This is a genomic window from Cryobacterium sp. TmT2-59 (assembly GCF_004403545.1).
Taxonomy (GTDB): Bacteria; Actinomycetota; Actinomycetes; order Actinomycetales; family Microbacteriaceae; genus Cryobacterium; species Cryobacterium shii.
On record NZ_SOGM01000018.1, the window covers coordinates 27,755 to 53,012 of the forward strand.

18 protein-coding genes are annotated in these 25,258 nt (G+C 65.8%); 12 read left to right on the forward strand and 6 right to left on the reverse strand.

The annotated features are described in order from the left end of the window. Positions 1-25 precede the first annotated feature (25 nt). Both E3T24_RS02690 and E3T24_RS02695 read left to right on the forward strand, forming a co-directional pair. Complete coding sequence (locus tag E3T24_RS02690) at positions 26-1,402, forward strand: cytosine permease (RefSeq protein ID WP_134434258.1); 1,377 nt, start codon at positions 26-28, stop codon at positions 1,400-1,402. Continuing rightward, positions 1,383-2,063 carry a cyclase family protein gene (locus E3T24_RS02695; RefSeq protein ID WP_134368075.1) on the forward strand — a complete coding sequence of 227 codons (681 nt, stop codon included), beginning with the start codon at positions 1,383-1,385 and terminating at the stop codon, positions 2,061-2,063. Before E3T24_RS02690 ends, E3T24_RS02695 begins: the two co-directional genes overlap by 20 nt. Before the next feature lie 543 nt (positions 2,064-2,606). On the opposite strand, the gene E3T24_RS02700 is transcribed toward E3T24_RS02695, so the two are convergent. Together E3T24_RS02700 and E3T24_RS18225 are read right to left on the reverse strand one after the other, a co-directional pair. Beyond that, a complete protein-coding gene (locus tag E3T24_RS02700) occupies positions 2,607-3,110 on the reverse strand; it encodes a helicase-related protein (protein WP_166787181.1) in 504 nt (167 codons plus the stop codon). A gap of 36 nt (positions 3,111-3,146) precedes the next feature. Further along, a complete protein-coding gene (locus E3T24_RS18225) occupies positions 3,147-3,410 on the reverse strand; it encodes an Ltp family lipoprotein (protein WP_134434259.1) in 264 nt (87 codons plus the stop codon). 83 nt (positions 3,411-3,493) lie between these two features. On the opposite strand from E3T24_RS18225, the gene E3T24_RS02710 reads away from it, so the two are divergent. Both E3T24_RS02710 and E3T24_RS02715 read left to right on the forward strand, forming a co-directional pair. Continuing rightward, complete coding sequence (locus E3T24_RS02710; RefSeq protein ID WP_134434260.1) at positions 3,494-4,945, forward strand: histidine kinase; 1,452 nt, start codon at positions 3,494-3,496, stop codon at positions 4,943-4,945. Beyond that, positions 4,939-5,580, forward strand: coding sequence for a response regulator transcription factor (locus tag E3T24_RS02715; RefSeq protein ID WP_134368071.1), 642 nt, complete (start codon positions 4,939-4,941; stop codon positions 5,578-5,580). The genes E3T24_RS02710 and E3T24_RS02715 overlap by 7 nt, the downstream gene beginning before the upstream one ends. Here E3T24_RS02715 and E3T24_RS02720 read toward each other — a convergent pair. Together E3T24_RS02720 and E3T24_RS02725 are read right to left on the reverse strand one after the other, a co-directional pair. Continuing rightward, positions 5,577-5,849: a hypothetical protein gene (locus tag E3T24_RS02720; RefSeq protein ID WP_134368070.1), complete on the reverse strand. Its 273-nt coding sequence runs from the start codon at positions 5,847-5,849 to the stop codon at positions 5,577-5,579. The two genes, E3T24_RS02715 and E3T24_RS02720, sit on opposite strands and share 4 nt — an antisense overlap. An 85-nt stretch (positions 5,850-5,934) precedes the next feature. Then, positions 5,935-10,623: a PxKF domain-containing protein gene (locus tag E3T24_RS02725; protein WP_134434261.1), complete on the reverse strand. Its 4,689-nt coding sequence runs from the start codon at positions 10,621-10,623 to the stop codon at positions 5,935-5,937. Between the two features lie 358 nt (positions 10,624-10,981). Between E3T24_RS02725 and E3T24_RS02730 the strand changes: the two genes are divergently transcribed. After that, complete coding sequence (locus E3T24_RS02730; protein ID WP_134368068.1) at positions 10,982-11,401, forward strand: hypothetical protein; 420 nt, start codon at positions 10,982-10,984, stop codon at positions 11,399-11,401. 96 nt (positions 11,402-11,497) lie between these two features. Here E3T24_RS02730 and E3T24_RS17810 read toward each other — a convergent pair whose 3' ends face one another. Further along, the gene (locus tag E3T24_RS17810; protein WP_134434262.1) at positions 11,498-12,355 is read right to left on the reverse strand and encodes an Ltp family lipoprotein; all 858 of its coding nucleotides are present in this window, start codon (positions 12,353-12,355) and stop codon (positions 11,498-11,500) included. Positions 12,356-12,415: 60 nt separating this feature from the next. Next, entirely contained in the window at positions 12,416-12,955 is a 540-nt protein-coding gene (locus E3T24_RS02740; protein WP_134434263.1) for a hypothetical protein, read from the reverse strand. Positions 12,956-13,228: 273 nt separating this feature from the next. On the opposite strand from E3T24_RS02740, the gene E3T24_RS02745 reads away from it, so the two are divergent. The 7 genes from E3T24_RS02745 (at position 13,229) to E3T24_RS02770 (ending at position 25,181) form a co-directional block, all read left to right on the forward strand. Next, complete coding sequence (locus E3T24_RS02745; RefSeq protein WP_134368065.1) at positions 13,229-15,352, forward strand: hypothetical protein; 2,124 nt, start codon at positions 13,229-13,231, stop codon at positions 15,350-15,352. After that, a complete protein-coding gene (locus E3T24_RS02750; RefSeq protein WP_134434264.1) occupies positions 15,352-16,986 on the forward strand; it encodes a class I SAM-dependent DNA methyltransferase in 1,635 nt (544 codons plus the stop codon). Before E3T24_RS02745 ends, E3T24_RS02750 begins: the two co-directional genes overlap by 1 nt. After that, entirely contained in the window at positions 16,983-18,122 is a 1,140-nt protein-coding gene (locus E3T24_RS02755; RefSeq protein WP_134434265.1) for a restriction endonuclease subunit S, read from the forward strand. The genes E3T24_RS02750 and E3T24_RS02755 overlap by 4 nt, the downstream gene beginning before the upstream one ends. Next, a complete protein-coding gene (locus tag E3T24_RS02760) occupies positions 18,122-21,310 on the forward strand; it encodes a type I restriction endonuclease subunit R (protein ID WP_134434266.1) in 3,189 nt (1,062 codons plus the stop codon). Before E3T24_RS02755 ends, E3T24_RS02760 begins: the two co-directional genes overlap by 1 nt. An 885-nt stretch (positions 21,311-22,195) precedes the next feature. Next, positions 22,196-22,369, forward strand: a complete 174-nt coding sequence (locus E3T24_RS02765; protein ID WP_134405669.1) for a CsbD family protein — start codon at positions 22,196-22,198, stop codon at positions 22,367-22,369. 50 nt (positions 22,370-22,419) lie between these two features. After that, complete coding sequence (locus tag E3T24_RS17180; protein WP_166787179.1) at positions 22,420-22,584, forward strand: hypothetical protein; 165 nt, start codon at positions 22,420-22,422, stop codon at positions 22,582-22,584. A 389-nt stretch (positions 22,585-22,973) separates the two neighbouring features. Then, positions 22,974-25,181 carry a malate synthase G gene (locus tag E3T24_RS02770; RefSeq protein ID WP_134434277.1) on the forward strand — a complete coding sequence of 736 codons (2,208 nt, stop codon included), beginning with the start codon at positions 22,974-22,976 and terminating at the stop codon, positions 25,179-25,181. Positions 25,182-25,258: the final 77 nt, after the last annotated feature.

A 25,258-nucleotide genomic window follows, 5' to 3' on the forward strand; every position in this document is an offset into this window, starting at 1 on the left:
ACCCCTTTCATCGAGGAGCCCAAAGATGTCGCTCTACACCCGTCTCGACCGCCGACTGGACACCAACTCAGATGACGCGGGCCCGGTTCGCGGAACCTACTCGCTCGGCCGCGTGCTCATGATCTGGCTGGCCGCGAACCTTGTGGTCACCACCCTTCTGACCGGCACGCTCTTCGTGCCGGATGTGCCGTTCGGTCTCGTCATCGCTCTGATCGTGGGCGGAACGATCGTCGGAGCAGCAGTGCTCGTGACGGTCGGCGCGATCGGAACGCGCACCGGCCTGCCGACGATGGCAATCACGCGCGGACCGTTCGGGACGCGCGGGAGCCTGCTGCCGGTGGCCGCCAACGTGGTCATCCTCATGGGCTGGAGCTGGGTGCAGGCGATGCTCGCCGGGATCGCCCTCAACTACATCGTCGCGTCGATGACCGGGTTCTCGAACCCCGTCATCTTCGCGGTGCTCTGCCAGACGATCGTCGTGATCCTCGCGATCTTCGGCCACGCCGGAGTCGCTCGGGTGGAACCGTGGTTCGCCGTGGTCATCCTCGCGATCGCCGCCTACATCTTCGTCGTGGCGTTCACTACTTTCTCGCCGGCAGACTTCGCGGCCATCCCGGCGCCGCTCGAGCCGTTCTACTCCCCGGGACTGGCGTTCGATGTCGTGGTCGCGACCGCCATATCGTGGACGGTGCTCTCGGCCGACTTCAACCGCTTCGCATCGACGACTCGCGCGGGCGTGGTCGGCTCGGGAATCGGTTACACCCTGTCGACGGTGATCTCGATGTCGCTCGGAGCGAGCGCGATCGGCTACGTCGTCCTGGGGGGCGGCGACGCGATGCCGTTCGACCCTGTGACGATCATCGAACCCTTCGGTGCCCTGTTCGCGGTCGCGATCTTCCTGTCCGTGATGGCGACGAACACGATGGTCGTCTACGGCATGGTCACGAGTGTGGTCAACGCGCTCCCAGGCCGCCGGGTGAAGTTCCTGCCCACCGCGATCGTCCTCGGGCTCATCTCGATCATCGGTTCGACCTTCTTCGGGCTGCTGGCCCAGTTCACGACGTTCCTGGTCACGATCGGCGCCCTGTTCGCACCGATCTTCGCGATCATGATCGTCGACTACTACATCGTCGCGCGCGGCAGCTACAGCGCCGACATCCTGAAGGCCCAGGGCGGTCGCTACTGGTACACCGGCGGCATCAATTGGCTCGCTGTCGCGTCGTGGGTCGCCGGTGCGGCGTCCGCCTACGTGTGGGCGTACGTGTGGCCGCTTCCGTTCGGTGCGACCGTTCCCGCATTCCTCCTGACCTTCGCCGTGTACTTGGCCTTCTCGCTCGCGCGCCGCAGCAAGACTCCTTTCGGGCCCAGCCGGCACCTCGCCGATGCCGACACCTCTCGCTGACGGCCTTGGAGCGCCGCCGCGCACGGCGCTCCGGGACCTCAGCCACCCGATCACCGACGGGATGCCGGTGTATCCCGGCGACCCGGCGGTTCACGTCGACGCCGCCCTGGACCTCGACCGCGACGGGGTGGCCGTGACGGGGCTGCGAATGGGATCTCATACCGGGACGCACATAGATGCGCCGTCCCATACCGTCGCCGGTGGCCGGACAATGGCCGATGTGGCCCTCGACGAGCTCCTCGGCGATGCGCTGGTGGTGCGGGTGCGAGCGCTCGCCGAGGGCGAGGTATACGGGTGGGACCGGCTGAATGCGGAGCATCCGCTACCGGATCGACTGCCCCCGATAGTCGTGATCGACACGGGCTGGGCGCGGTGGTTCGGCGACGCACGCGCAGTGCGACATCCGGCCCTCGATGCCGGTGCTGCCAGCGAGCTCGTCGCTCGCGGGATGCGGATCCTCGCGGTCGACACGCTGAGTCCCGACCCGACCGGTACGTCGTCGGCCGCCTTCCCCGTGCACGAGGTCGTGCTGGGCCGCGGCGGGCTGATCGTCGAGAACCTCTGCGGCCTGGATGACCTGCCCTCACAGGTGCGGATTGGCTTCTTCCCCCTGCGACTCGGCGGCGACGGGGCGCCGGTGCGCGCGGTCGCCTTCGTCTGAGGCCGAGCAGCGAATGAATTCGCGCCTCGCGCTGGGTCAGATCGGGAGTCAGTGGTCAGGCGCTGGCCTTCCTGGAGGAAAAGAATGAGGGCTGCGGAGGAAATGGAGTTCAACCCTCACCGCCGATCCACGGGACGCAACCGATCCACCGCGCCCTGGTCGATGCGGGTTACACGGACACGACTGGCAATCACTATGTGAAGGGCGATCTCGAAATTGACATTCTGGTGCCTTCGTATGGTGCGCGATTCGAGACGGCTACCGTCGGCGGCCGCGGATTTGATGCCGTTCCAGGCCTCAGGCTTGCATTCTCTGTTGATCCGATCGTCCTCCATGTTGGCGTGATTCTGACGGACGGAACTCCACTTGGTTTCGTGGTCCGCGTGCCCCCGGTCGAGCTCGGTGGCTGGACGATCGGAACCGCTCCCGTATCCGGGACGAGGCTCGACCCCGCTCGAATCCTGCATACCCTGGCGGACTCGGCGCGCCAGGGCCTTGTCGTGGCCAACGCGAGCGTCCCTGCGGACAGACTGGCTGCGCTCATCAGGGCACTTGTCGCGAGGCCGATGGCAGGGGCCCAGCGTCGGCCTCGCCCGACGCGGTGAAGCCGAGCTTCGCGATGACACGCTGGCGCTTGCGGAACATTCGATCAAACACCGGTACCTCGGCGTCCCAGTAGTCGTGCACCTGTGACGTGGTAGGGCCGGGCTTCGCGGTCGCGGGGCGGGAGGCGCGGGAGATGCGGCCGATTTGTTGCACGATCCGGCCTTTGAACGCCATCGGAACGGCGAGGAAGAGAGCGTCGAGGCTGGGCAGGTCAAAACCTTCGCCGGCGATCTTGTCGATCGCCACGAGAATGAACGGATCGGAGGGGTCCCGGTCGGACATTTCGGTCCGGATCCGGCGCCGTTCCTTGGGGGCCAGCTTCCCGTGCAGGACAACGACCGTGGCGGCTTCCGTTCCCAGGAGCGCCGCGAGCCGAGCGACATGTTCAACTCGGGTCGAGAGAACGAGGCAGTTCCGTCCCGCTCGATACGCGGCGAGCACGTCTGCCGCTATGCGCTGGTTGCGCTCGACGACTGGTCAGCCGTTCAAGTGCTGGATTGCGAAGTCGGCTTCCTCTGCGGTGAACTGCTCCCCATACTCGCTGGTGAGCTGCTCACGAATCGACTCTGGCGACATGGCCATAGTCTCCTGGTACGACTTCGCCTTGGCGAAGGCATTGGCGTTCCAGTCACATTCAGGCCCTTGGATTGGGGGCGCGCCGCATTTCAGGTGCGGCGCTACACTCACTTCACCCGAGCAGCTGACCCGACAGCCGCTGTTAACTGAACCGAGGCGCCCCATGGGTCTTGCCCGACACCGACGGTGCGGTCGTTCGCACAGCACACTAGATTTGCCCGCTGCACACTGTCGTTGGATGGCCGCCCGTGCGTGAACATCGCGTATCCAGCGTCAGCCTGACCACTGCAGCGTGGATGTTTGGGGCCACAGTCACCGGCCTGATCCTGTGGAGCCCCTGGCTGGATTCGGGATTCCGGAGCCCGAATGCGCATTTGGCGCTTGATACCGTGTACTCCTGTGTGGCACTCCTGGTGGCCTATCTCGTGTTCGGCAAGTATGCGCGCCGGCGCCGGCTGTCGGACCTGCTTCTGGCCAACGGCCTCGTTCTCCTGGCCGTGCCGGGACTGGGTCTCTCTGCGGCGGCCGAAGCGCTGAGCGGTCCGCTCCCCGGCTCTCTCGATGTGTGGCTGCCGCTGACGATCAGAGTGATGGGGGCCGCCGTCATCGCCGCGGCGGCGATGGCAAACTTCGGACGTCCCAGAAAGCTCGCCGACATCCGCCGGTCCCAGTTCGTGCCGATGGCGGTGATCATGCTGCTCGTGGTGACCTGTCTGGCTCTCTGGGCGGCCCGGCTGAGCCTTCCGGTCACACTCGACCGGGGCGGCCTTCCGGCGCAGGGTCAGGACGGCATCACCGAGTGGCACCCTCTGGTTCCGATTGCGCAGGGCGTCGCGGCGGTATGTTTCTTCACCGCATCCGTCGCCTTCGCCGTTCAGTCACGACGGTACACAGACGAACTGCTTCGCTGGCTGGGGCCCGCGTGCGCCCTCGCGGGGTTCTCGCGCCTGGACTACACGATGTTTCCGTCCCGTTACAGTGACTGGCTCTACGCAGGCGACCTGCTCCGCGCCGGATGCTACGTGCTGCTGCTGGTGGGCGCCGCGCGAGAGCTCAGGCAGTACTGGAGCGCGCAGTCTTTGGCCGCAGTAGAGGATGATCGGCACCGCGTCGCGCGGGAACTGCACGACGGCGTCGTCCAGGAGCTGATCTACATCCGCTCCGCAAGCCACGCGATCCCGGCGGAAGTCGTTGTCGCCGGTGGCGCACCCGGTAATACCATTGCTCCAGGCAACGCCGCAGTCCGCATCCTGGCCGCCTGCGACCGGGCCCTCGACGAAATACGCGCTGCCGTGCAGGCACTCGGACGACCAAACGACGAGCCGTTGGGCATCGTGCTGCGTCGCACAGCGCGAGAACTGGCCATGCGCTATTCCGTAACCCTGGACGTCGACATCGACGAGTCCATCGTCGCTAACTGGGACCAGAAACACTCGCTCATGCGCATTGCCCAGGAAGCAGTCGCGAATGCGGTGCATCACGGCAGAGCGCAAAGAGTGCTGTTGCACCTGGGCTCTGTCGGCGGTGAGCGACAGCTGCTGATCCGGGATAACGGCTTGGGATTCAACGTGGCCGAAACCCTCGGGCAGAATGCCGGTTATGGGCTGCTCAGCATGCGGGAACGGGCTCAGGCTCTTCCCGGTTCGTTCGAGGTGGACCGGGCCTTCGGTCACGGCATGGTGGTGAAGGTCACATGGTAGGTGAGCGGATTCGGGTAATCATCGCGGACGATCACGCTCGGGTGCGCGGTCAGATTCGGGCGGCGCTTGAGGACGGCGGCTGCGAGGTTTGCGCTGAGGGCGCGAGCGCGGACGAAGCTATCGTGTTGGCGCTCGAGCACCGGCCCGACGTGGTGCTGCTCGACATCCACATGCCCGGCAACGGGATCTACGCCGCGGGCCGGATCAATCTCGAGCTGGGGGACACTGCCGTCGTCATGCTCACCCAGTCCAAAGAGGATGACGACCTGTTCGATTCCTTGCGGGCCGGGGCATCCGGTTATCTTCTCAAGGACACCGATCCGGCGAAACTGCCCGATGCCCTGCGCAGCGTGCTGGCGGGCGATTCGGCGATCAGCCCGGGTCTGGTGACCCGCATCCTCGCGGAGTTCCGAGGCCCGGCCCGGCGCCATCTCAGGCGGTCTGCTGCCGCCGCGAGGCTCAGCGCCCGCGAATGGGAGGTCATGGAGTTGCTCGGCCAGGGCGAGTCCACCGATCAGGTGGCGAAACGACTGTTCGTGTCGCCAACGACCGTGCGGGTGCACGTTTCCTCGGTGCTGCGCAAACTCGTCGTTCCTGACCGCGATTCAGCTTTCAAGCTACTCCGCAACGACTAGGGAGCGCCGACCTCAGCAGTGCCGATGTCGCCCCCACTACCCGCCAGGGCGACCAGCGCGGCGCCCAGCCCTTCGGCTTCCTTCAGCGTGTACTCCGTGCTGCCGATGAGTACGTAGGGCCCATCCGCAGTGCCGGTGTCAGGGTCGACCGACAGGCACAACCGGGCAAGCGCGCCATCGTCGAGGGCCAGCGGTTCGCTCACGTGCAGCCAATTCTCTTCACCAAGACCGGGGCTATGACGGGTCGTGCACCAGGATGGGCAGTGCATGTGCTTGTCCTCTCTTTGCTTCATGTAGCGGGCGGCACAAGGCCCCGCGCCCGAGAGGGTGCGAGGCCTTGTGCCTGATCAACGGCTAGCGAAGTCCGATGTTGACGAAGTGCGTCTGCCCGTCATCCAAAATCACGCCGATGCGCCAGTAGTTTCCGCTGGCACTTCCGGTTTTCCAGTTGTAGATGTACTGCTTGCTTGTCGCGTCGTACTTGAAGACGCTGCCGCTGTCGGAGACTGCGGTGTACACCGTCTCATCCACCGGAACGTTCATCGCAACGCCCTTCACCGGCGTCAGCCAGATCGGGGCGGAGGCAGCCTGCACGAGGTTGCCTGCGGCGTCCCGCAGCTGAAATTTGACCGGCACAGTGCTGCCGGCTTTGAACACGCTGGTCGCGACGCCGATCTGGTGGGCGGTGTCATTGATCGGCTGCAGGAACCCGTCGAACCGGTAGACCACCCGGAAGGTGCCCGTGATGGTCGTCGAGTTCCCCGCCTTGTCCGTGGCCGTCGCCGTGTAGGTGAAGGTGCCGACGCCGTTCGCGTTGCCACCGGTGACGGTCACCCGGCAGGACGCCACCCCGGAAAAGCTGTCAGTGGCCGTGCAGGTCGGCGCGGGCACGGAGCCGACGGTGAAGGTGCCATCCTGCACATTGACATTCGCGGTGGTGAGTGTCGGCTTCTCCTGGTCGATGTTGATGCCGGGAACGCTGGCCGTGGTGCTGTTGCCGGCCTTGTCGGTGGCGGTACCCGACGCGGCGTTGGCACCGTTGGCGGAGAGCACCACCGGGTCGGGGCAGGTGACTATGCCCGACAGGGCATCCGTGCAGGTGAACGTTACGGTAACAGGGCCCGTGTACCAGCCGCTGGCCGTCCGGGTGCCGGCCGTGATGGTGCCAGTGATGGTCGGTGCGGTCCTGTCGAGCTTGACCGTGACCGAGTCGGTACCGACATTGCCGGCGGTGTCCGTGGCCGAGCCGGTGACGACCCGCCCGGCGGTCTCGGTGGAAACCGTGACCGGAGCACTGATGCCGGTGACACCGGAGCCCCTGTCGTCGTCCTTCGCGGTGAAGGTGACGGTGACGTCACCCTTATTCCACCCGTCGGCGTTGGGCGTGGGTGAGACGGTGTGGGTCACGGTCGGGGCGATGTTGTCCCACTTGAGAGAAACCCCGTTCGAGGCTTCCACGTTGCCGGCCTTGTCGACCGCGTAGTACTGCACAGAGCCGCTTCCGCTACCCGTCAGCGGAACACGGACCGTTGCGGTCGCTCCCGCCGTCACCTGTTCGGTGCCGCCGTCAACGCTGTAGCGGATCTCCTTCACGCCGGAGAGGCCGGCCTGGTCGGTCGCCGTCAGCACCACGTTGGCAAAGTCACCCTTGCAGTAGTCGTTGACCGCCGTGCAGGTGTTGTTGCTGACCGTGCTGGGGGCACTGCCGTCGATGTTGATGCCGGAAACCGTGACTCCGGCCGCCTGGTTGCCCGCGACATCCGTTGCCGGGTCGCCGGTCACCTTCTGGTCAGCACCGTTGCCGGTGATCAGCTTGCTTGTCGGGCATTTTGCGATGCCAGAGAGGGCGTCGGTGCAGGTGTAGTCGACAGTAACGTCGCCTGAGTACCAGCCGGCGGCGTTCGCCGACGTGGTGGGGGAGCCGTCGATGTGCGGCGCGGTCCGGTCGATCTTCACACCCGTCACCGATGCGGGGTCGCTGAGATTGCCGGCCTTGTCGGCGATGGTTACCGGACCGGCGCCCAGATCGGCGCCCTCTCCGGTGACGTAGGAGTCGCCCGGCTGGGTGGTCGGGTCGATGCCAGAGAGCGCATCATCTCCGATCCATTTGACCAGCACGTCATCCGTGTGCCAGCCCGCCGCGTTACCGTCGGCCGGAACGCCCATCAGGGTGGGCTTGACCGTGTCGATGTTGACGGGGCCGAAGGTCGTGGTGCGCGTGTTTCCGGCCACATCGACCGCATCGCCGACTACCGTTTGGCCGGCACCGTCGTTGGTCAGTGTGGTGTCTCCCGCACAACCGGCGACTCCGGTCTGCAGTCCTGAGGCGAGGTCGTTGCAGCTGAAGGTTACGTCGACGTCGGTGTTGTTCCAGCCCGCGGCGTTGGCCTTGGGGCTGGCGGCGCCGACGATCGTCGGGGCATCTGTGTCGACGTTGACGTTGACGGTGTTCGTTGTCGCGTGTTCCTCGGTGTTGTCGGCGAGGTCGACACTCCAATAGGTGATGGTGTGGGTGCCGGTGGAGAGATTCGCGGTGAACGGTGCACCATAGGTTTGCGTCTCACCGCCGTCGATCGTGTAATGCGTGGCGGAGATTCCGGAGCCGGTGTCGCTCGCCTCGAATGCCACCGGGATGCCACTGGTCACGAACCAACCGCTGGCCGGCGAGATCGGGTTCACCACCGTCGTCGTCGGTGCGATGGTGTCGACCTTCAGCGTGAGCGGTGCGCCGGCCTTCTCAACGTTGCCGGCACCGTCGGTGCTCCAGAACAGGACGGTGTGCTCACCCGTGCTGTCGAGGCTGAAAGCTTCGGTGTAGGCCTGTACCGCACCGCCGTCGACGGTGTAGCTGGTGGCCACCACATCCGATAGATTGTCGCTGCCGGTGAGGGTGACCAGCACGGCGTCGCCATACCAGCCGCTGGCCAGGGGGTCAGGAACATCGGCCACGGTGGCGGGCGCCGAGCGGTCGATCTTGATGCCGGTGACTGTCTTGGTGGTGACGTTTCCGGCCACGTCGGAGCAGCTCGCAGTCGATGACAAGTTGATGCCTTCGCCGGTGACGCTGGTGTTATTCGGCTGGCCGGCCGGACCGGACAGGGCGTCCGTGCACGTCCAGGTCACCGTCACGTCGTCGGTGTTCCAGGCACCAGCGGAGTACTCGGCGGTGAGCACCGGCGGCGTCTTGTCGATGTTGATGCCCGTCACTCCGGCGCTGTTGCTGTTGCCGGCCGCGTCGGTCACCGTCGCGAATGCGGACTGTTCGGAACCTTCGCTGAGAACGACGTTCGCCGGTGTTCCGGCGACGCCGGACAGCTCGTCGTTGGCGGTGTAGCTCATTGTGACGTCGTCGCGGTACCAACCGGAGTCGTTCTGCACGCCCGACGCGACGGCGCTGATTGTGGGCACCGTCTTGTCGACGCGGACGCTGGCGGAATCCGTTGCGCTGTTGCCGGCGCCGTCAGTTGCCGTTCCGACCACGGCGGAGGTGCCCTCAGTGGTGATGGTCGACGGCGCGGTGCAGCCAGCGACGCCGGATCCGCCCTGGTCGGCGCAGCTGAAGGTCACCGTCACGTTGGCATTGGTCCAGGTGCCATCGGCGTAGCTCAGCGGCGTGAAGACGTGGCCGATGGTGGGAGCGGTCCTGTCGATGCGGACCTGGGCGGTCCGCACGGCTTCGGTATTTCCGGCTGCATCGATGCTGCGGAAGGTCACCGTGTGATCGCCTTCGGAGGAGAGCGTGAAGCCGGTTCCCGTCTGGGTCGGGCCACCGTCAATCGTGTATTCGGTGCGGGCGACGCCGGACAGATTGTCGGCGGCCGAGAGGGACACAGTCACGGCGTTGTTGGTCCAGGTGTTGGAGCTGCCGCTGATGCCGGTCGTGGGCGCGGTACGGTCGATCTTCACGGCAGGGCTGGTCGCGGTGGTCGACAGCCCGGCACCGTTCAGAACGGACGTTGAGCTGGTCAGGCCGGTTCCCTCACCGGAGATAGTGGTGTCTACCGGTGCGGTCGGGATTCCAGACTCGGGGTCTGCGGCGGTCCAGCGAACCGTGACGTCGTTCGCGTACCAGCCGGAGGCGTTCGCAGGGGTGGTGGGGGTGCCGCTGAGTGTGGGGGCGCTGGTATCGCCGGCGGCTACAGAGACCGTTTTCGTGCTGCTGTTACCGGCAGCGTCGGTGGCGGTTCCAATGACGGTGCTGCCCGGCTGCACGGTGACTGCGTTGGAGGTGCTGCCCTGGGCCAGGCAGATGGCGATCCCGGAGGTCGGGTCGCTGCAGGTGAAGGTCACCGTTGTAGTGCCGGCGAGGTTCGTGACCTGGGTCGCGGTAATGGTGGGGGAGCCCTTGTCGATCCGCACGGTGACGGATGCAGATGCAAGGTTGTTCAGCCTGTCTCGCGCCGTCGACGTGCTGTTGGTGGTTCCGGTGGCGTTCACGGTGGATGACGCGGGCGTCGGGCCGGTTCCCACGCCGGAACCTGCGTCGGTGGCGGTCCAGGCGACCACAGTGTCGGTCTTGTTCCACCCGGCGGCGTTAGCGGCAGGGGTGAGGGTCGACTGCAGGACGGGACCGGTGTTGTCCACGGTGTAGGAAGCCTGCGCCGAACTTGACGACCCGGTGCATTTCCCCTGCGAATTTTCACTCGGGGAGGCCGTCGCGGTCACGGCGCGGGCCCCGTCGCCCGTGCTCGCCGTAGTGGTGAATGTCCACGTCGTCTTGCCGATCGTGGACATCTGGTGAGCGGTGAAGGCCCCGGTGACGTCGACGCACTTCGTATCGTTGGACGTGCTCACGGTGAGGGTCACGCCAGCCCCGCTCGTGGCGAACAGCGCGCCACCGACTGTCACGGTGCCTGCGCCGCCCGAGAAGGTGGCGCCGTTTGCGGACGAGGCGAACGCGGCCGGTGCGGTCAGCCCGCCCAGCACCACGGCCAAAACAGTGACCAGGCTCACCCACAGACGACGCCAACCCGGGCTCGGATGCGGCCGTGAGGGCGCAGAGGAAACCAGGTGGCGGGCGGCGGGAGCGGGCAAGAAGTTCATCTTCGGTCCTTTGTCAGGGCATTGGCGCACGGGTGGCGGGTCCTCACGCTGACCGTAAGCGCACTCACGCGCCCGGCACAGAGGGTCGGCGTTCAAATGCCTAAACGGAGGCCGAGGTTAGAATCCACATAGCCTTGGTTGAACCCCTCTGACCACCACGTGCGGCGTCAGTTGAGGCTGCTGGGTGATCGCCCACGCGTAGACGGCGCGTTCTTCCCAAGCCGCAGCCGCTCGAGGCTCTGCTCACCGAACAGGCCTATACCTTCTGGTCGCGCCGTACAAAGATGCCTGGCGTGCGCAGTGACGGATGGCCGGGGCACAGACTCGGCGCGAATCACCGCGTTGGAAGGAGAAGAAGATGCCGAAGGTATCGAAGGACACTGCTTCGTCTCACACCGGGTTCCCAGGCTATGTAGACGCCTACGAGCAGGAGATCGGTGGCTGGACCGTCACCATTGAAAGCAACCTCATCGACATGGATCAGGCGATCTTCTTCAAAGGTGCGCTCAATGATCAGTGCCAGGCGAACCACTTCGGATACGTGCTCAAGGGCAAATTCGGTGTGCGGACAGGCGAAGGGGTCGAGGAATTCTTCGAGGCCGGGGACGCGTTCATAATCGAGCCCGGGCACACGCCGATCGTGTTCGCTGGCTGCGAGTATGTGGCCTTCACTCCCACCCAGGACGCAAAGGAGCAAGCCGCGGTGATCATGCCGAACGTCATGAAGTTTGCGCAGGAACAAGGAATCGCACTGCCGGCGCAGGGACCGTCTTCCTAGTCCGAAATGCCGAGCCGAGTGCACAACGAACCCCCCGCTGAGCAGGGGGTTCGTTGTTTGCCCAAGGGCAGGCAGGATCCTCGCTGTGACGACCGACTAGTCGTTCAGATGCTGAATCGCGTAGTCGGCTTCCTCTGGGGTGAACTGCTCCCCGTACTCGCTGGTGAGCTGTTCACGAATCGACTCGGGTGACATGGCCATACTTTCTTGGTAGGACTTAGCCTTGGCGAGGGCGTTGGCGTTCCAGTCAGACTGAACGTTGTCCATCGCGTACTGAGCGGCCTCCGGCGAGAATCTTTCGCCGTACTCCGATGTGAGCTGACCAAAGAGTCCCACTTTGCTCATGTGCATGGTCTTCGAGTAGCTCGCGGCCTTGACGAGCGCGGACGCGAACTCGGCAGGCACGGCTGGGGCCGGAGGCTCGGGAGCCCGCGTTTCCTCAACTGGTGCCACAGTCTCGACCGGCGTCGGTTCCGCCGCCTCAACCGAGTCGGCGGTCGCGACCGGCGCCACCGCTGCAGGCGTTGCATCCTGCGGGTTCGTGGCTGCGTTCACGCCCGAGATGAGCATCGAGAGGGCGATCACCGCGCCGGAGACGATCCAGGCGATCTTCTTGTTCTGGTCGTAGCCGGCCAGCATCCGTCCCTGCTTGTCGCGCTGGGATCCGGTGAGAACCAGGATCAGGTCGACGAGCACCCACACACCCAGACCGCCGAAGGTGAACAGCTTGAGCAGGCCGGTGCCGATCTTGCCCAGGTAAAAGCGGTCGACGGCGAAGAGGCCGAGGAGCAGGGCGAACAGCCAGGTGATCACGAACGACTTGTTCGAGACGGACGCAGGGCCCGGGGTGAGCGGCACGTTCTGCGGCAGGCCCGGGGGAGTGAACGGGATGGCCTGCTCCTGCTGTGATGCCGGAACCCCGGCGATCGGGGAACGATTGGTGGTGTCAGTCATTGTGGTGGTCTCCAGTTCGGATGGTCGTTCGTGAGTACAAGAGAAGAGGTAGAGAGGTCGTTATTTCGTGACGTCGATCACGATGTCGAGGCCGTTGTCGGGGTGGTAGCCCCACGACGCGGAGTAGCCGTCCCAGGTGCCGGTCTGGCGACCGTCCAGTGCCCGGGTGGTGTCGATCCGGCTGATCACGCTGTCCGGGGTGCCGAGCTCGTTGAGGATGCAGGCCATATCCGCGTAATCGGCGCCCACCGACTCCTCGCCCTCGCCATCCATCGTGATGCTGCGGCCCTCGTCGCCGACGGTGATCCACAGGCCACCTTCGACGTCACAGGCCGCGGCCGCGTCGGCCATGGGGTTCGCAGCCACGAGAGAGCCGATACTGCCGGCGACGGATGCGACGAGCAGCGATGCGATCACGCCGACGACCGCCCCGAGGCCCAGAGCCGCCCCGCCGATTCGGAGCTCCCGGGTCGAGAATGCCCGAGCGGATGCCGGTGCGGGGGTCGATGCCCCAGCGGAAGCGGCCACCGGGTCTGGTGCCGGCCCGGCCTCCGCGACTGTCGCGTGAACCCCCGAAACGCCGTGGTCGTCTGTGGTCATGTCAATGAACTCCTTTGTCGCTGAAACTTGTCGCTGAAACTGCGGGCTGTGTGTGTCGAGTAGCTGGAGCAGGCGGCACCGGTTGTTCCCCCCGGAGCCGGCACCGCCTGCCGGTGCCTGAAACTTCGGGTGAATCAGGCACAACGTCACGCTAGGGCCCAGCAGATGGCCAAGAACCTAAACAATTTGATAACAGGGGTTATCAGCATCGCGACCTGAAAACATCCCACGTGCCCTAGCCTGAACTCACACGACGATGAGGGTGGAGCGCAGATGACCGAGCAAGGCCCGGCCCTCCTGCTGACGATGTCCGACGTCGCCGCCCTGGCCCGTGTGCAGCGCCCGGTTGTCTCGGTCTGGCGCTCCCGTGCCGCCGACAGTGACTCCCCGTTCCCGGCGCCCGTCACTCGGCTGCGCGGGCGGGAGCTGTTCGACGCCCGCCAGGTGGGCCAATGGCTGGCCGAGACGCACCGCGGCAACAACCCCGAGGCGTCAGCGGATGCCGCAGCCCACGCCGTTCTCAACGACGAGACCCGTGCAGCGGAGCAGTCCTTTAGCGCGGTGACGGCCCTGCTCGCGCTGCGCAGCGTCACCGGCGGCCCGCTCGGCGCCCTCTCCGCCCGGGACCTACTCGACGCCGCCGACGAGCACGATCCCGACGACGCCCTGTTCTACCGTGAGGTGGAAGGCCTCGGCGACGGCCTGGTGTCGCTGGCGGGCTACGTGGACGACCTCGTCGAGGCGTCCTACGGCGAGGCCGCGGCCTTCGAACGCCTCATGGCCGACCGTTTCAAGCGTGACCTGCGTGACCTCAGCGACACAGCGCTCAGCGACCCGGCTCTCGACCTGATAGCCGAGACGGCGGCCGCGCTCGCCGCAACCCAGCCCGGCGATCCGGTCTTCGTCGATGCGATGGGCAGCGCGAGCGACACCATCCTGGCCATCGCCCGCGCCGAAAGCACCTCCGGTGACGTGACGGTGATCACGGCCAATGCCGACAACGAAGCCGCCCGGCTCCTGCGCCGGCGCCTCCTCGTGCACCGCATAACCCGCGCGGGCCTCGAGGTGCACGAATCGGGGGCGTTCACCGTGACGGGCACTGCGGTGCACCTCGCGCAGTTCCCCTCCGCAAATCACCCGGCGATGAGCGCGACCGCAATCCTGACGGCGATCGACCAGATCGTGCTGCAGATGGACAACGACCAGCTGGGCGTGATCCTGGCGCCCGCGTCGGTGCTCACGGATGCCGGCCTCCCGCGCGACACCGACGGCCTGCGCTCCACGATCCTGCGTTCCGGTCGGGTGCGAGCCATCGTGCGCCTGCCGGCCGGCGTCATCCGTCACAAGCCTCAGCAGTCCCAGGCCCTCTGGGTGCTCGGCGCCGCCCACGCGCACGTGCAACTCGCCGAACGCTGGACCATGGTCGCCGACCTCACCGCGACGGCCCTCGAACCGACGGTGATCGCCGACCTGGTCAGCGACCTTATCGCCACCCTGGGCGACCGCGGCACCGTGCGCGCCCACGCCTTCCGCTTCGCCCGCTTCGTTCTCACCCGCACCCTGCTCGCCAGCCGAGACTCCCTTGTGGCCGGCGCACGCCGCGCCGCACCTGGGCGCACGACCCAGGGCGCCGCGCTCGCCGTGCGGGTAGACGACCTCCTCACCATGCTGAACACCGAAACGGATGCCGCCTCCGGCCTGGCCGGGCTCGTCGCCGAGCCGACCGTCCCAACCGACCAGCGAGACTCAACCCTTCCCGCTCAGGCCGGCTCGGCCGGGACTCAGACCGTGGAACAGCTCCTGGCCGCCAAGCACCTGCGGTACGTCCAGGGCAACCGCCTCGACCCCGAGGACATCGCCCGGGGCGAGACGGATGCCGCCGGCATCCGTCTCATCGGCCCCGCCGAGGTGCTCGGCGAGAACCCGCTCGGCCGCCGACGCATCGACCGCCTCCGCTTCGCCGCCGACTACCCCGCTGGCCGCGTGACGGAACCCGGAGACTTGGTCTTCACCACGGCCCCGCACCCCGCCGCCATCGTCGACCGGGAGGGCACCTCGGTGGTGCTCTTCCCCGCCCGAATCTTGCGCATCAATCCCGAGGACCCGAACGGCCTACTCGGCGAGGTCGTCGCCGCGGATATCGCGGCGCTTCCGCCCGGGCACCGGCGCTGGCAGCGCTGGCCGCTGCGCCAGGTGCATCACCGGCAGAGTCGTGCGCTCGCCGACGCCCTCGCCTCGGTACGGTTGGAGCAGGAGCGCGCGCACGAGCGCCTCGCCCACCTCGACGAGCTCGCCGCCCTGCTCATGGCCGGCGTCACCGCCGGCAGCCTCACGGTCTCCCAGACCGCAGGCCCACAAATTTCCCACGCATTCGCTCCATTGGAAGGAACCAACTAGTGGCACCCAAGATCAAAGTCGCGGCCCTGCCGTCGACCATGAAAGAGCTGAAAGACACCCTCTGGAAGGCCGCCGACAAGCTGCGCGGCTCGATGGATGCCTCGCAGTACAAAGACGTCATCCTCGGCCTGGTCTTCCTCAAGTACGTGTCCGACGCCTTCGACGAGCGCCGTGAGCAGATCCGCACCGAGCTGGAGGCCGACGGCCTCAACGAGGACCAGATCGCCCAGCTGATCGACGACGTCGACGAGTACACCGGCCGCGGCGTGTTCTGGGTGGGCGCCCGCGCCCGCTGGACCTACCTCGCCGAGAACGCGAAGGGTCTGCCGGCCGCGCCGGGGGAGGCTCCGAAGTCGATCGGCCTGCTCATCGACGAGGCGATGGACCTGCTCTCCGCCGACAACGCCGCCCTCGCCGGTTCGCTGCCGCGCATCTACAACCGCGACGGCGTCGACCAGCGCCGCCTCGGCGAGCTGCTCGACCTGCTCAACTCGGCCCGCTTCACCGGTCACGGCGCCACGAAGGCCCGCGACATCCTCGGCGAGGTCTACGAGTACTTCCTGGAGAAGTTCGCGGCCGCAGAGGGCAAACGCGGCGGCGAGTTCTACACGCCCGCCGGCGTGGTGCGGGTGCTGGTCGAGGTGCTCGAACCCACCCACGGCCGCGTCTACGACCCCTGCTGCGGGTCGGGCGGCATGTTCGTGCAGACCGAGAAGTTCCTCGAGTCGCACCACAAGGAGGGCTCGAACATTTCGGTCTACGGGCAGGAGATGAACGAGCGCACTTGGCGGATGGCCAAGATGAACCTCGCCATCCACGGACTGAACGGCAACCTCGCCAGCCGCTGGGGCGACACCTTCGCCCGCGACCAGCACCCCGAGCTGCAGGCCGACTACGTGCTCGCCAACCCGCCCTTCAACATCAAGGACTGGGCCCGCAGCGAAAACGACCCCCGCTGGAAGTACGGTGTGCCCCCGGCCGGCAACGCCAACTATGCCTGGATCCAGCACATCATCTCGAAGCTGGCACCCGGCGGCAGTGCCGGGGTGGTTATGGCCAACGGTTCAATGTCGTCGAATTCGAGTGGCGAGGGCGAAATCCGCGCCCAGCTCATAGAGGCGGACCTTGTCTCCTGCATGATCGCGCTGCCCACCCAATTGTTCCGTAGCACGGCCATCCCGGTGTGCACCTGGTTCTTCGCCAAGGACAAGACTGCCGGCGAGCACGGCAGCATCGACCGCACCGGCCAGGTGCTCTTCATCGACGCCCGCAACCTCGGCCATATGGTCGACCGCGCCGAGCGCGCCCTCTCTGACGAGGACATCGCGAAGATCGCTGGCACCTATCACGCGTGGCGTGGCACCCCACCGGTGGGCGAGCCTGTCGAAGCCACGGTGGCTGCACGCGCCTACGCAGACGAGCCCGGTTTCGCCTACTCCGCGTCGCTGGGCGAGATCAAGGCCGAGGACTACGCGCTCACCCCGGGCCGGTACGTCGGTTCTGCCGACGTCAAGGGGGACAGTGAGCCGATCGAGGAGAAGATTGCCCGGCTCAGCGAGGAGTTGTTCTGCCAGTTCGAAAAATCGGAGCAGCTGGCGGCGGTTGTGCGCAAACAGCTCAGGAGAGTGGAATGACGCAGACGCGAAGCTCGTGGTCGGCCAGGACTGTTGCAGAGTTGTGCAAGCTCGTCACGAGCGGTGGTACCCCCAGCAGGTCGAATCCTGACTTCTATTCGCAGGGAACTATCCCCTGGGTGAAGACCGGTGATCTGCATGACGGGTATGTCATTGAATACGACGAATACGTAACTGAATCCGCAATTCAAAATTCCTCAGCCAAGGTACTGCCCGAGGGAACCGTTCTGATGGCGATGTACGGCGCCACGGTTGGCATGCTTGGCATGCTTGCCGAGCCAGCCGCCTGCAACCAGGCAGCATGCGCGATGGTCGCGAATCCGGACCTGTGTGATCCTCGCTGGCTCTTCTACGCATTGCGCAATGACCGAAGTCGAATCGTTTCCCGAGCCAACGGCGCAGCGCAACAGAATCTCAGCGGAACTACGATTAAGCGGCTTGCCTTTCTGACCCCGGATCTGGCGCAGCAGAGTGCAATTGCGGACGTGCTGGGGGCGCTAGACGACAAGATTGCTATCAATTCTCGCATCGCGGATTCGGCCCACGCGCTAGCCAAAGCGGAATACGCGAGCCTCATGAACTCCACAGGAGACACAACGACTCTCGGGGAATTGCTCACCCTGGAGTACGGAAAGCCACTGCCAGCAACGAGCCGGGTTCCAGGCCCAGTAGATGTGTTTGGCAGCGGTGGGATCGTTGGCTCGCACAATGAGGCGTTCGCAGCAGGACCGGGCGTCGTCGTCGGACGTAAGGGCACGGCCGGGGCTGTCCACTGGGCTGCCAGACACTTCTACCCAATCGACACAACTTTCTATGTCGTTCCCAAGAATGCCCAAGTGAACAGCCTGATCTTCTGCTATTTTCTTCTTGGCTCCTTGGGCTTAAGGGAGCAGAACTCGGACTCTGCTGTTCCGGGCCTAAATCGCAATGGTGCGCATGCCATGGAGGTTCGGCTTCCGGATGCGGAACTGATTCGACGGTTCACCCTGGCTGCCATGCCGCTGACTGATCTCGCAGCGCAGGCCGAACGAGAATCGGTGAGTCTCGCCGCCATCCGCGACGCGCTCCTCCCGCAGCTCATGTCTGGCAAGCTTCGGGTGGGGGATGCAGAGAAAGTACTTGAGGGGGTGCTCTGATGGCGGGATTTTCGGAAGCGGAGTGGGAGCAGGTGGCGCTCGACCTGCTCAGCGAACCGCTCGGCTGGCAGCCGATGGCGGGGGAGCAGATCGCGCCGGGTAGCGGGGAGCGGGACAGCTGGGATGAGCTGCTCATCCGTCCGCGGCTGCTCGACGCGCTGCGGCGGCTGAACCCGACGGTTCCGGGGGAGTACCTGGTGCAGGCGCTCGCCGAGATCGCCTCGCCGAAGTCGCAGGACGCGATCACCGAGAACCAGCGCATCCACGACTACCTGATCGACGGGTTTCGCCTCAGCTACATCGGCGACGACGGCACCGAGGTGAATCCGAGCATCCGTCTGGTTAGTGCCGAACCGTCGGAGAACGACTGGCTCGCGGTGAACCAGGTCACGCTCATCCGCGGCGACTACAAGCGGCGCTTCGACCTCGTGCTGTACTGCAACGGCATGCCGGTGAGCGTCATCGAGTTGAAGAAGGCCGGCAGCGAGACGGCGGATGTCGCCGCCGCGCACGCCCAGCTGCAGACGTACCTGCGCGAGTTCCCGATGGCGTTCCGGTTCTGCGTGTTCACGCTCGCCAGCGACGGGATCCTCGCCAAGTACGGCACCCCATTCACCCCGCTCAACCACTTCTCGCCGTGGAACGTCGACGACGACGGCACCCCGGTCAAGCCCGGCGACACGAACGACTGGAACGCGACCACCGGGATGGAGATCGCGCTGCTCGGCCTCTACAACCAGGAGCGGTTCCTGCAGCTGATGCGCTCCTTCACCGCCTTTGACGAGGGGGCCGACGGCCTCGCCAAGCGCATCGCCAAACCGCACCAGTACTTCGCCGTAACCAAGGCCGTCGGCAGCACGGCGCAGGCGGTGGAGAGTAACGGCAAGGCCGGCGTGGTCTGGCACACCCAGGGCTCGGGCAAGTCGATGGAGATGGAGCTCTACACCAACCTGGTGTCACGGCATCCGAAGCTGAAGAACCCCACGGTCGTGGTGATCACCGACCGCAACGAGCTCGACGGGCAGCTCTACGAGACGTTCGCGGCGAGCCTGCTGCTGCCGGATAAGCCCCGGCAGATCAAGCGGCGCAGCGAGCTGCGCGACGAACTCAGCAACCGCGCCACGGGCGGCATCTACTTCACCACGCTGCAGAAGTTCGGGCGCAGCGAGGCCGAGAAGCAGGCCGGTGCGGAGCATCCGCTGCTCTCCGATCGGCGCAACATCATCGTGGTCGTCGATGAAGCGCACCGCAGCCACTACGACGACCTCGACGGCTATGCCCGCCACCTGCGCGACGCCCTGCCGCACGCCACCCTGATCGCGTTCACCGGCACGCCCATCTCGTTCGATGACCGCAATACCCGCGACGTGTTCGGCGAGTACATCGACATCTACGACCTGTCCCGCGCGGTCGACGACGGTGCCACGGTGCCGGTCTACTTCGAGCCGCGCCTGATCAAGGTGAACCTGGCGACGGATGTCACGGAAGACACCCTGGACGAGGCCGCGGACGAAGCCACCGTGGGACTCGACGACACCGAGCGGGCGCGGATCGAGGCATCCGTCGCCGTGGTCAACGCCGTCTACGGCGCACCCGACCGCATCGCCGCCCTCGCCGAGGACATCGTGGCGCACTGGGAGAACCGGAGCGGCCAGATGACGAAGTTCATCGAGTCACCCGGCAAGGCCATGATCGTTGGCGGCACGCGCGAGATCTGCGCGAACCTGTATTCGGCGATCGTGGCGCTGCGCCCGAAATGGCACTCGGGCGACCTCGACAAGGGCGTCATCAAGGTCGTCTACTCGGGCACCGCGTCGGACAAGCCGCCGGTGATCGACCACGTGCGCCGCGACTCGGCCAACGCCGTGATCAAGGCGCGGCTCAAGGATGTCGACGACGAGCTGCAGCTGGTGATCGTGAAAGACATGATGCTCACCGGTTACGACTCGCCGCCGTTGCACACGCTCTACCTCGACCGGCCGCTGAAGGGTGCGCTGCTGATGCAGACGCTCGCGCGGGTGAACCGCACGTTCCGCGGCAAGGAGGACGGCCTGCTCGTGGCCTATGCGCCGCTCGCCGACAACCTGGCCAAGGCGCTCGGCGAATACACGAAGACCGACCAGGTCCTGAAGCCCATCGGGCGCGACGTCGACGACGCCATCGTGCTGACCCTGTCGCTCGTCGACACGCTGCGCGAGATGCTCGCCGGGTACGACTGGAAGGCGGAGCTCGCCAAGGGCGGGCCGAAGCGCTACCTGAACGCGGTGACCGGTTCGGTCAACTACCTGCGGGACCCGGCGACGCCGGGCAACCAGGTGGCCGAGGGCGAAGAGACCCTGGCGGCCGCGTATCGCCGCTACTCGGGGCAGCTATCCCGGGCGTGGGCGCTGTGCTCGGGTGCCGGGTCGCAGGAGCTCGAGGAGCGCCGGCCAGAGATCCAGCTTTACGAAGAGGCTCGGGTGTGGATGGCCAAGTTCGACGCCTCCGACCGTCAGGCCCGGGGCGAGCCGGTGCCGGAAGACGTGCAACGCCTGCTCGGCGAACTGATCGCATCCGCGACATCAGCGGGCGGGGTGCTCGACATCTACGAGGCGGCCGGGATGCCGAAGCCTTCGCTCGACGATCTCAGCCCGGGGTTCATGGCCAAGACGCAGCAGGCGCGCAACCCGCAGCTCGCGATCGAGGCGCTGCGCAAGCTGCTCACGGATGAGGCGGTGCGCACGACGCGCAACAACCTCGTGCGCCAGCGCGCCTTCTCGGACCGGATCACCGAGCTGATGAACAAGTACACGAACCAGCAGCTCACCTCGGCCGAGGTGATCGCCGAACTCGTGGCCCTGGCCCGGGAAGTCGCTGCGGAGGCCAACCGCGGGGCGGGTTTCGCACCGCCGCTGAACCACGACGAGCTCGCGTTCTACGATGCGGTGGCCCAGAACGAGTCGGCCGTCCAGGTGCAGGGCGAGGGCGTGCTGGCCGAGATCGCCCGGGAGCTGGTGGCCGTGATGCGCCGCGATGTGCGCACCGACTGGACCGTGCGCGACGACGTGCGTGCCAAACTGCGCTCCTCGATCAAACGGCTGCTCGTGAAGTACGGCTATCCGCCGGACAAGCAGCTGGTGGCGATTAAGCTCGTCATGGAGCAGATGGAGTCGATGGCACCGCGGTACAGCGAAGAGCGGGCGGCATAGTTTGACTGCGCCCGGGCCGCGGCCAGAAACTTGGCGCGTTCGACGGCGCGGCCGGCAGCAAGGCCGTGGTGAACGTCTGCGGGCGTGAGTTCAAGCCGATGCCGGTGTGGTGGTGGGTATGGTTGCAGCCCTCAACGAAACGGCTCAGGAACAGGCATGCTTCACCGAGAGAGCCGAAGCGTTCTGGGCACTTCAGCTAACCGGAGTAATTGGAGTGTGGTCTACAGCCGCGCCAGCACGCATTACCCGAGATTCGTGGGTGAAACCCGTGTCCACTCTCCGGGATCAAGGCCAGCACCGTAATCTCGCTGCGGGCATCCGGTTGTAATATTCGGGTCCCTATGCGATCAAGGAGTGCAGATCGACCCCGAAGGGGACCACGAGAGGCCAGAGCACAATCACCGCCAGACCTTCAAGAATGTTAGCGGGAACGTTCCATGCCACGAGATAGCCGTGGGTGGCGGCGACCACGACTCCGATGACCAGATATACGATCCCAATCAGACCTATACCTCGCCTGCCTGTTCCGCGTGTGCTCATTTTGCGCCTGCCATTTCCGAGTATCGTCGCTCATCTGCCATTTCGGGGCGTGATTCACACAATAGTAGCGGTGGGTCATTCGGGGAGGCCGGGGCTCCTTCCGGTTTGTTGTTCCGGGGGTGGTACGAGCGCAGTGCGGGGTTCGGACAAAACAGGTGTCGCTGCTCCGCAACCCCGCAGGTCTCGGGCCGGAATTACGGGTGGATGAGGCGGGAGCCGGTGTCTAGTTCATTGTTGAAGCCCGACCGCAAGAGTAGGGTAATTGGGACGGGGTTCGTCCAGAACGCTGAGGATCCGATCGGCCGGCGCCGCCTCGCTGTCTTTGATTGCTGAGAGGTGGAAACAATGAGTGAGGCTGACAAGATCAAGAACGCGGCTGACAAGGCCTCGGGAAAGCTCAAGGAGAGCGCAGGCAAGATCGCTGGGGACGAGTCGCTCGAGACTGAGGGCAAGACCGACCAGGCCAAGGCGAGTCTGAAGCAGGCCGGCGAACATGTGAAAGACGTGTTCAAGAAATAGCGAACGAGGACGGTCGCCCGAAGTTTTCGAAAACATTGGAAAGGAACACCATGAACATTCTGCTGATCGTCGTGGCCATCATCGCGGTCGTCCTCTTGCTGACGGGCGGTTTCGTGCAGTCGCTGAACTTCCTCTTGTGGGTGGGCGTGGTCCTGCTGGTGATTGCTGTGATTGCATTCTTGGTGCGCTCGATGTCGGGTCGCCGAGGCGTGTAACGGACGCGTGAACCCAGCCGAAGCCACGATGCAAGGCTGGTTCTGGTTCCTGCCGTTGCTGCTTGGGCAGGCCGGCGCCGGGGTCAACCATGCGGTCCCACTGGTCGCCCGTCGCGTTATTTGACGGTGGCGGAGTCATCGTCGTTGACGATGCTCGCGAATGAAAGACCCCCGCCGGAGAATTCCGGTGGGGCTTTCGTCTGGATAATGACGTGGTCGTCGTCAGTGGTGACGCGGATTCATTCGCTGTTTTCGGTGAGGGCTGGCGAGTCCGCCCCGACGTGAGTTCGTCACGAAGGGGCGGTGGCGGGTGAGAGACTGGCCAGACACAGTCGGCCCAGCGGGCGCACCCGCACTAGCTGTTCTTACCAAGGAGTTCAACGATGAACATGCCCGTCGAAGCATCCGTATCACTGCCTGTCGCCGGCCTCGCGCCACGCGAACAGCGAGCAGATCTCGATGTCGCCGCTTCATTCGCCGCGTTCGTCGAGAATGAAGCCCTGCAGGGCACCGGCATCGCCGTGGACGCTTTCTGGCAGGGGTTGAGCACGCTGATCAGCGACCTCACGCCCAGGAACATTGAACTGCTCGGCATCAGGGATGACCTGCAGGCCCGGATCGACGCCTTTCACCAGGCTCACCCCGGCCAGCCGGACCCGGCCGAGTACCGCGCCTTCCTGACCGAGATCGGGTACCTCGCGCCCGAACCCGGAGACTTCACCATCACCACCTCGAACGTCGATGCGGAGATCGCGTCGCAGGCCGGGCCGCAGCTTGTCGTTCCGCTGCTCAACGCGCGGTTCGCCGTCAACGCGGCCAACGCCCGCTGGGGTTCGCTCTACGACGCGCTCTACGGCACGGATGCGATCGAGGATGACGGCGGCGCGACCCGGGGAGACTCCTACAACGCTGTCCGGGGCGCACGGGTCATCGCCCGCGGGCGGGCTCTCCTCGACCAGGCCGTCCCGCTCGAGAACGGTTCGCACGCGGATGCCGTCGCGTACCGGGTCGAGAACGGCGAGCTGGTCGTCGCTCTGGGGGACGGGTCATCCGTCGGACTGGCCGACCCCTCGGCGCTGGTCGGCTACCGGGGCGAGCAGTCGGAGCCGTCGTCTCTGCTCTTCGTTCATCACGGACTGCACCTCGACGTGATCATCGACCGGGCCGCACCCATCGGGGCCACGGATGCTGCGGGCATCCAGGACATCGTGCTCGAGTCCGCGGTAACAACGATCATGGACCTCGAAGACTCGGTGGCCGCAGTCGACGCCGACGACAAGGTGCTCGGCTACCGCAACTGGCGCGAGCTCATGGGCGGAACGCTGAGTGAGACCGTCCGGAAGGCTGCCGGCGCCTTCACCCGAACCATGAACGGCGACCGCGTCTACACGGCTCCTGGTGGCGGCGAGTTGACGCTGCCCGGCCGCAGCCTGCTGCTGGTGCGCAACGTCGGGCACCTGATGCAGACCGACACCGTGCGTGACGCCTCCGGCGTCGAGGTCTTCGAAGGCATTCTCGACGCGGTGGTGACCGTTCTCGGCTCGTTCCCCGATCTCGTCGGCGAGACCCGCGGCGGCAACTCACGCACCGGCTCGGTGTACATCGTCAAGCCGAAGATGCACGGCCCCGACGAGGTGGCGTTCACCGTCGACCTGTTCGCGCGCGTGGAGCAGCTCCTTGGCCTGCCCCCGCTCACCGTGAAGGTGGGGATCATGGACGAAGAACGGCGAACGACGCTGAATCTGCGGTCCTGCATCGCCGTGGCCGCTGAGCGCATCGTCTTCATCAACACGGGATTCCTCGATCGCACCGGCGATGAGATCCACACCTCCATGCACGCCGGGCCGATGGCCACCAAGAGCGAGATCCGTTCCATGCCCTTCATGGCCGCCTACGAGAACGCGAACGTCGACGCCGGTCTCGCGGCCGGTTTCCCCGGCCGGGCTCAGATCGGCAAGGGCATGTGGGCCATGCCCGATCTCATGCACGACATGCTCGAGAAGAAGATCGCGCACCCCCTGTCCGGCGCCACCACCGCCTGGGTCCCGTCTCCCACGGCGGCGACACTGCACGCGACCCACTATCACGAGGTCGACGTGGCCGTCCGTCAGCGCGAACTGGCCGGGCGCACTCGTCAGGCGCTCGACCCGATTCTGGTCCTCCCGCTCGCCGAACGAGAGCTCAGCGACGAAGAGCGCCAGACCGAGCTCGACGACAACGTACAGTCGATCCTCGGCTATGTCGTTCGATGGGTCGATCAGGGGGTCGGCTGTTCCAAGGTTCCCGACATTCACGGCGTCGGGCTCATGGAGGACCGCGCGACCCTGCGCATCTCCAGTCAGCTCCTCGCGAACTGGCTCACCCACGGCGTGATCAGCAAGACGGATGTCGACGCGAGCCTCGGGCAACTGGCTGCGGTCGTCGATGCGCAGAATGCCGGTGACCCGACCTACGAAGCACTGATCGGGTCGACCGGACCCGGGCTCGCATTCATGGCTGCCCGTCGGCTCATCCTTGAGGGCGCATCCTCGCCCAACGGATACACCGAGCCGATCCTGCACCAGGTGCGGAGGGCGAAGAAGCTCCAGTCCCAGTGATTGGAGTCCGCCGGGTTGAAGCGCTGCAGAGCACTGCTTCAATCCGGCGGGCGCCCCTGCGCTGATCGCGCTTCCTG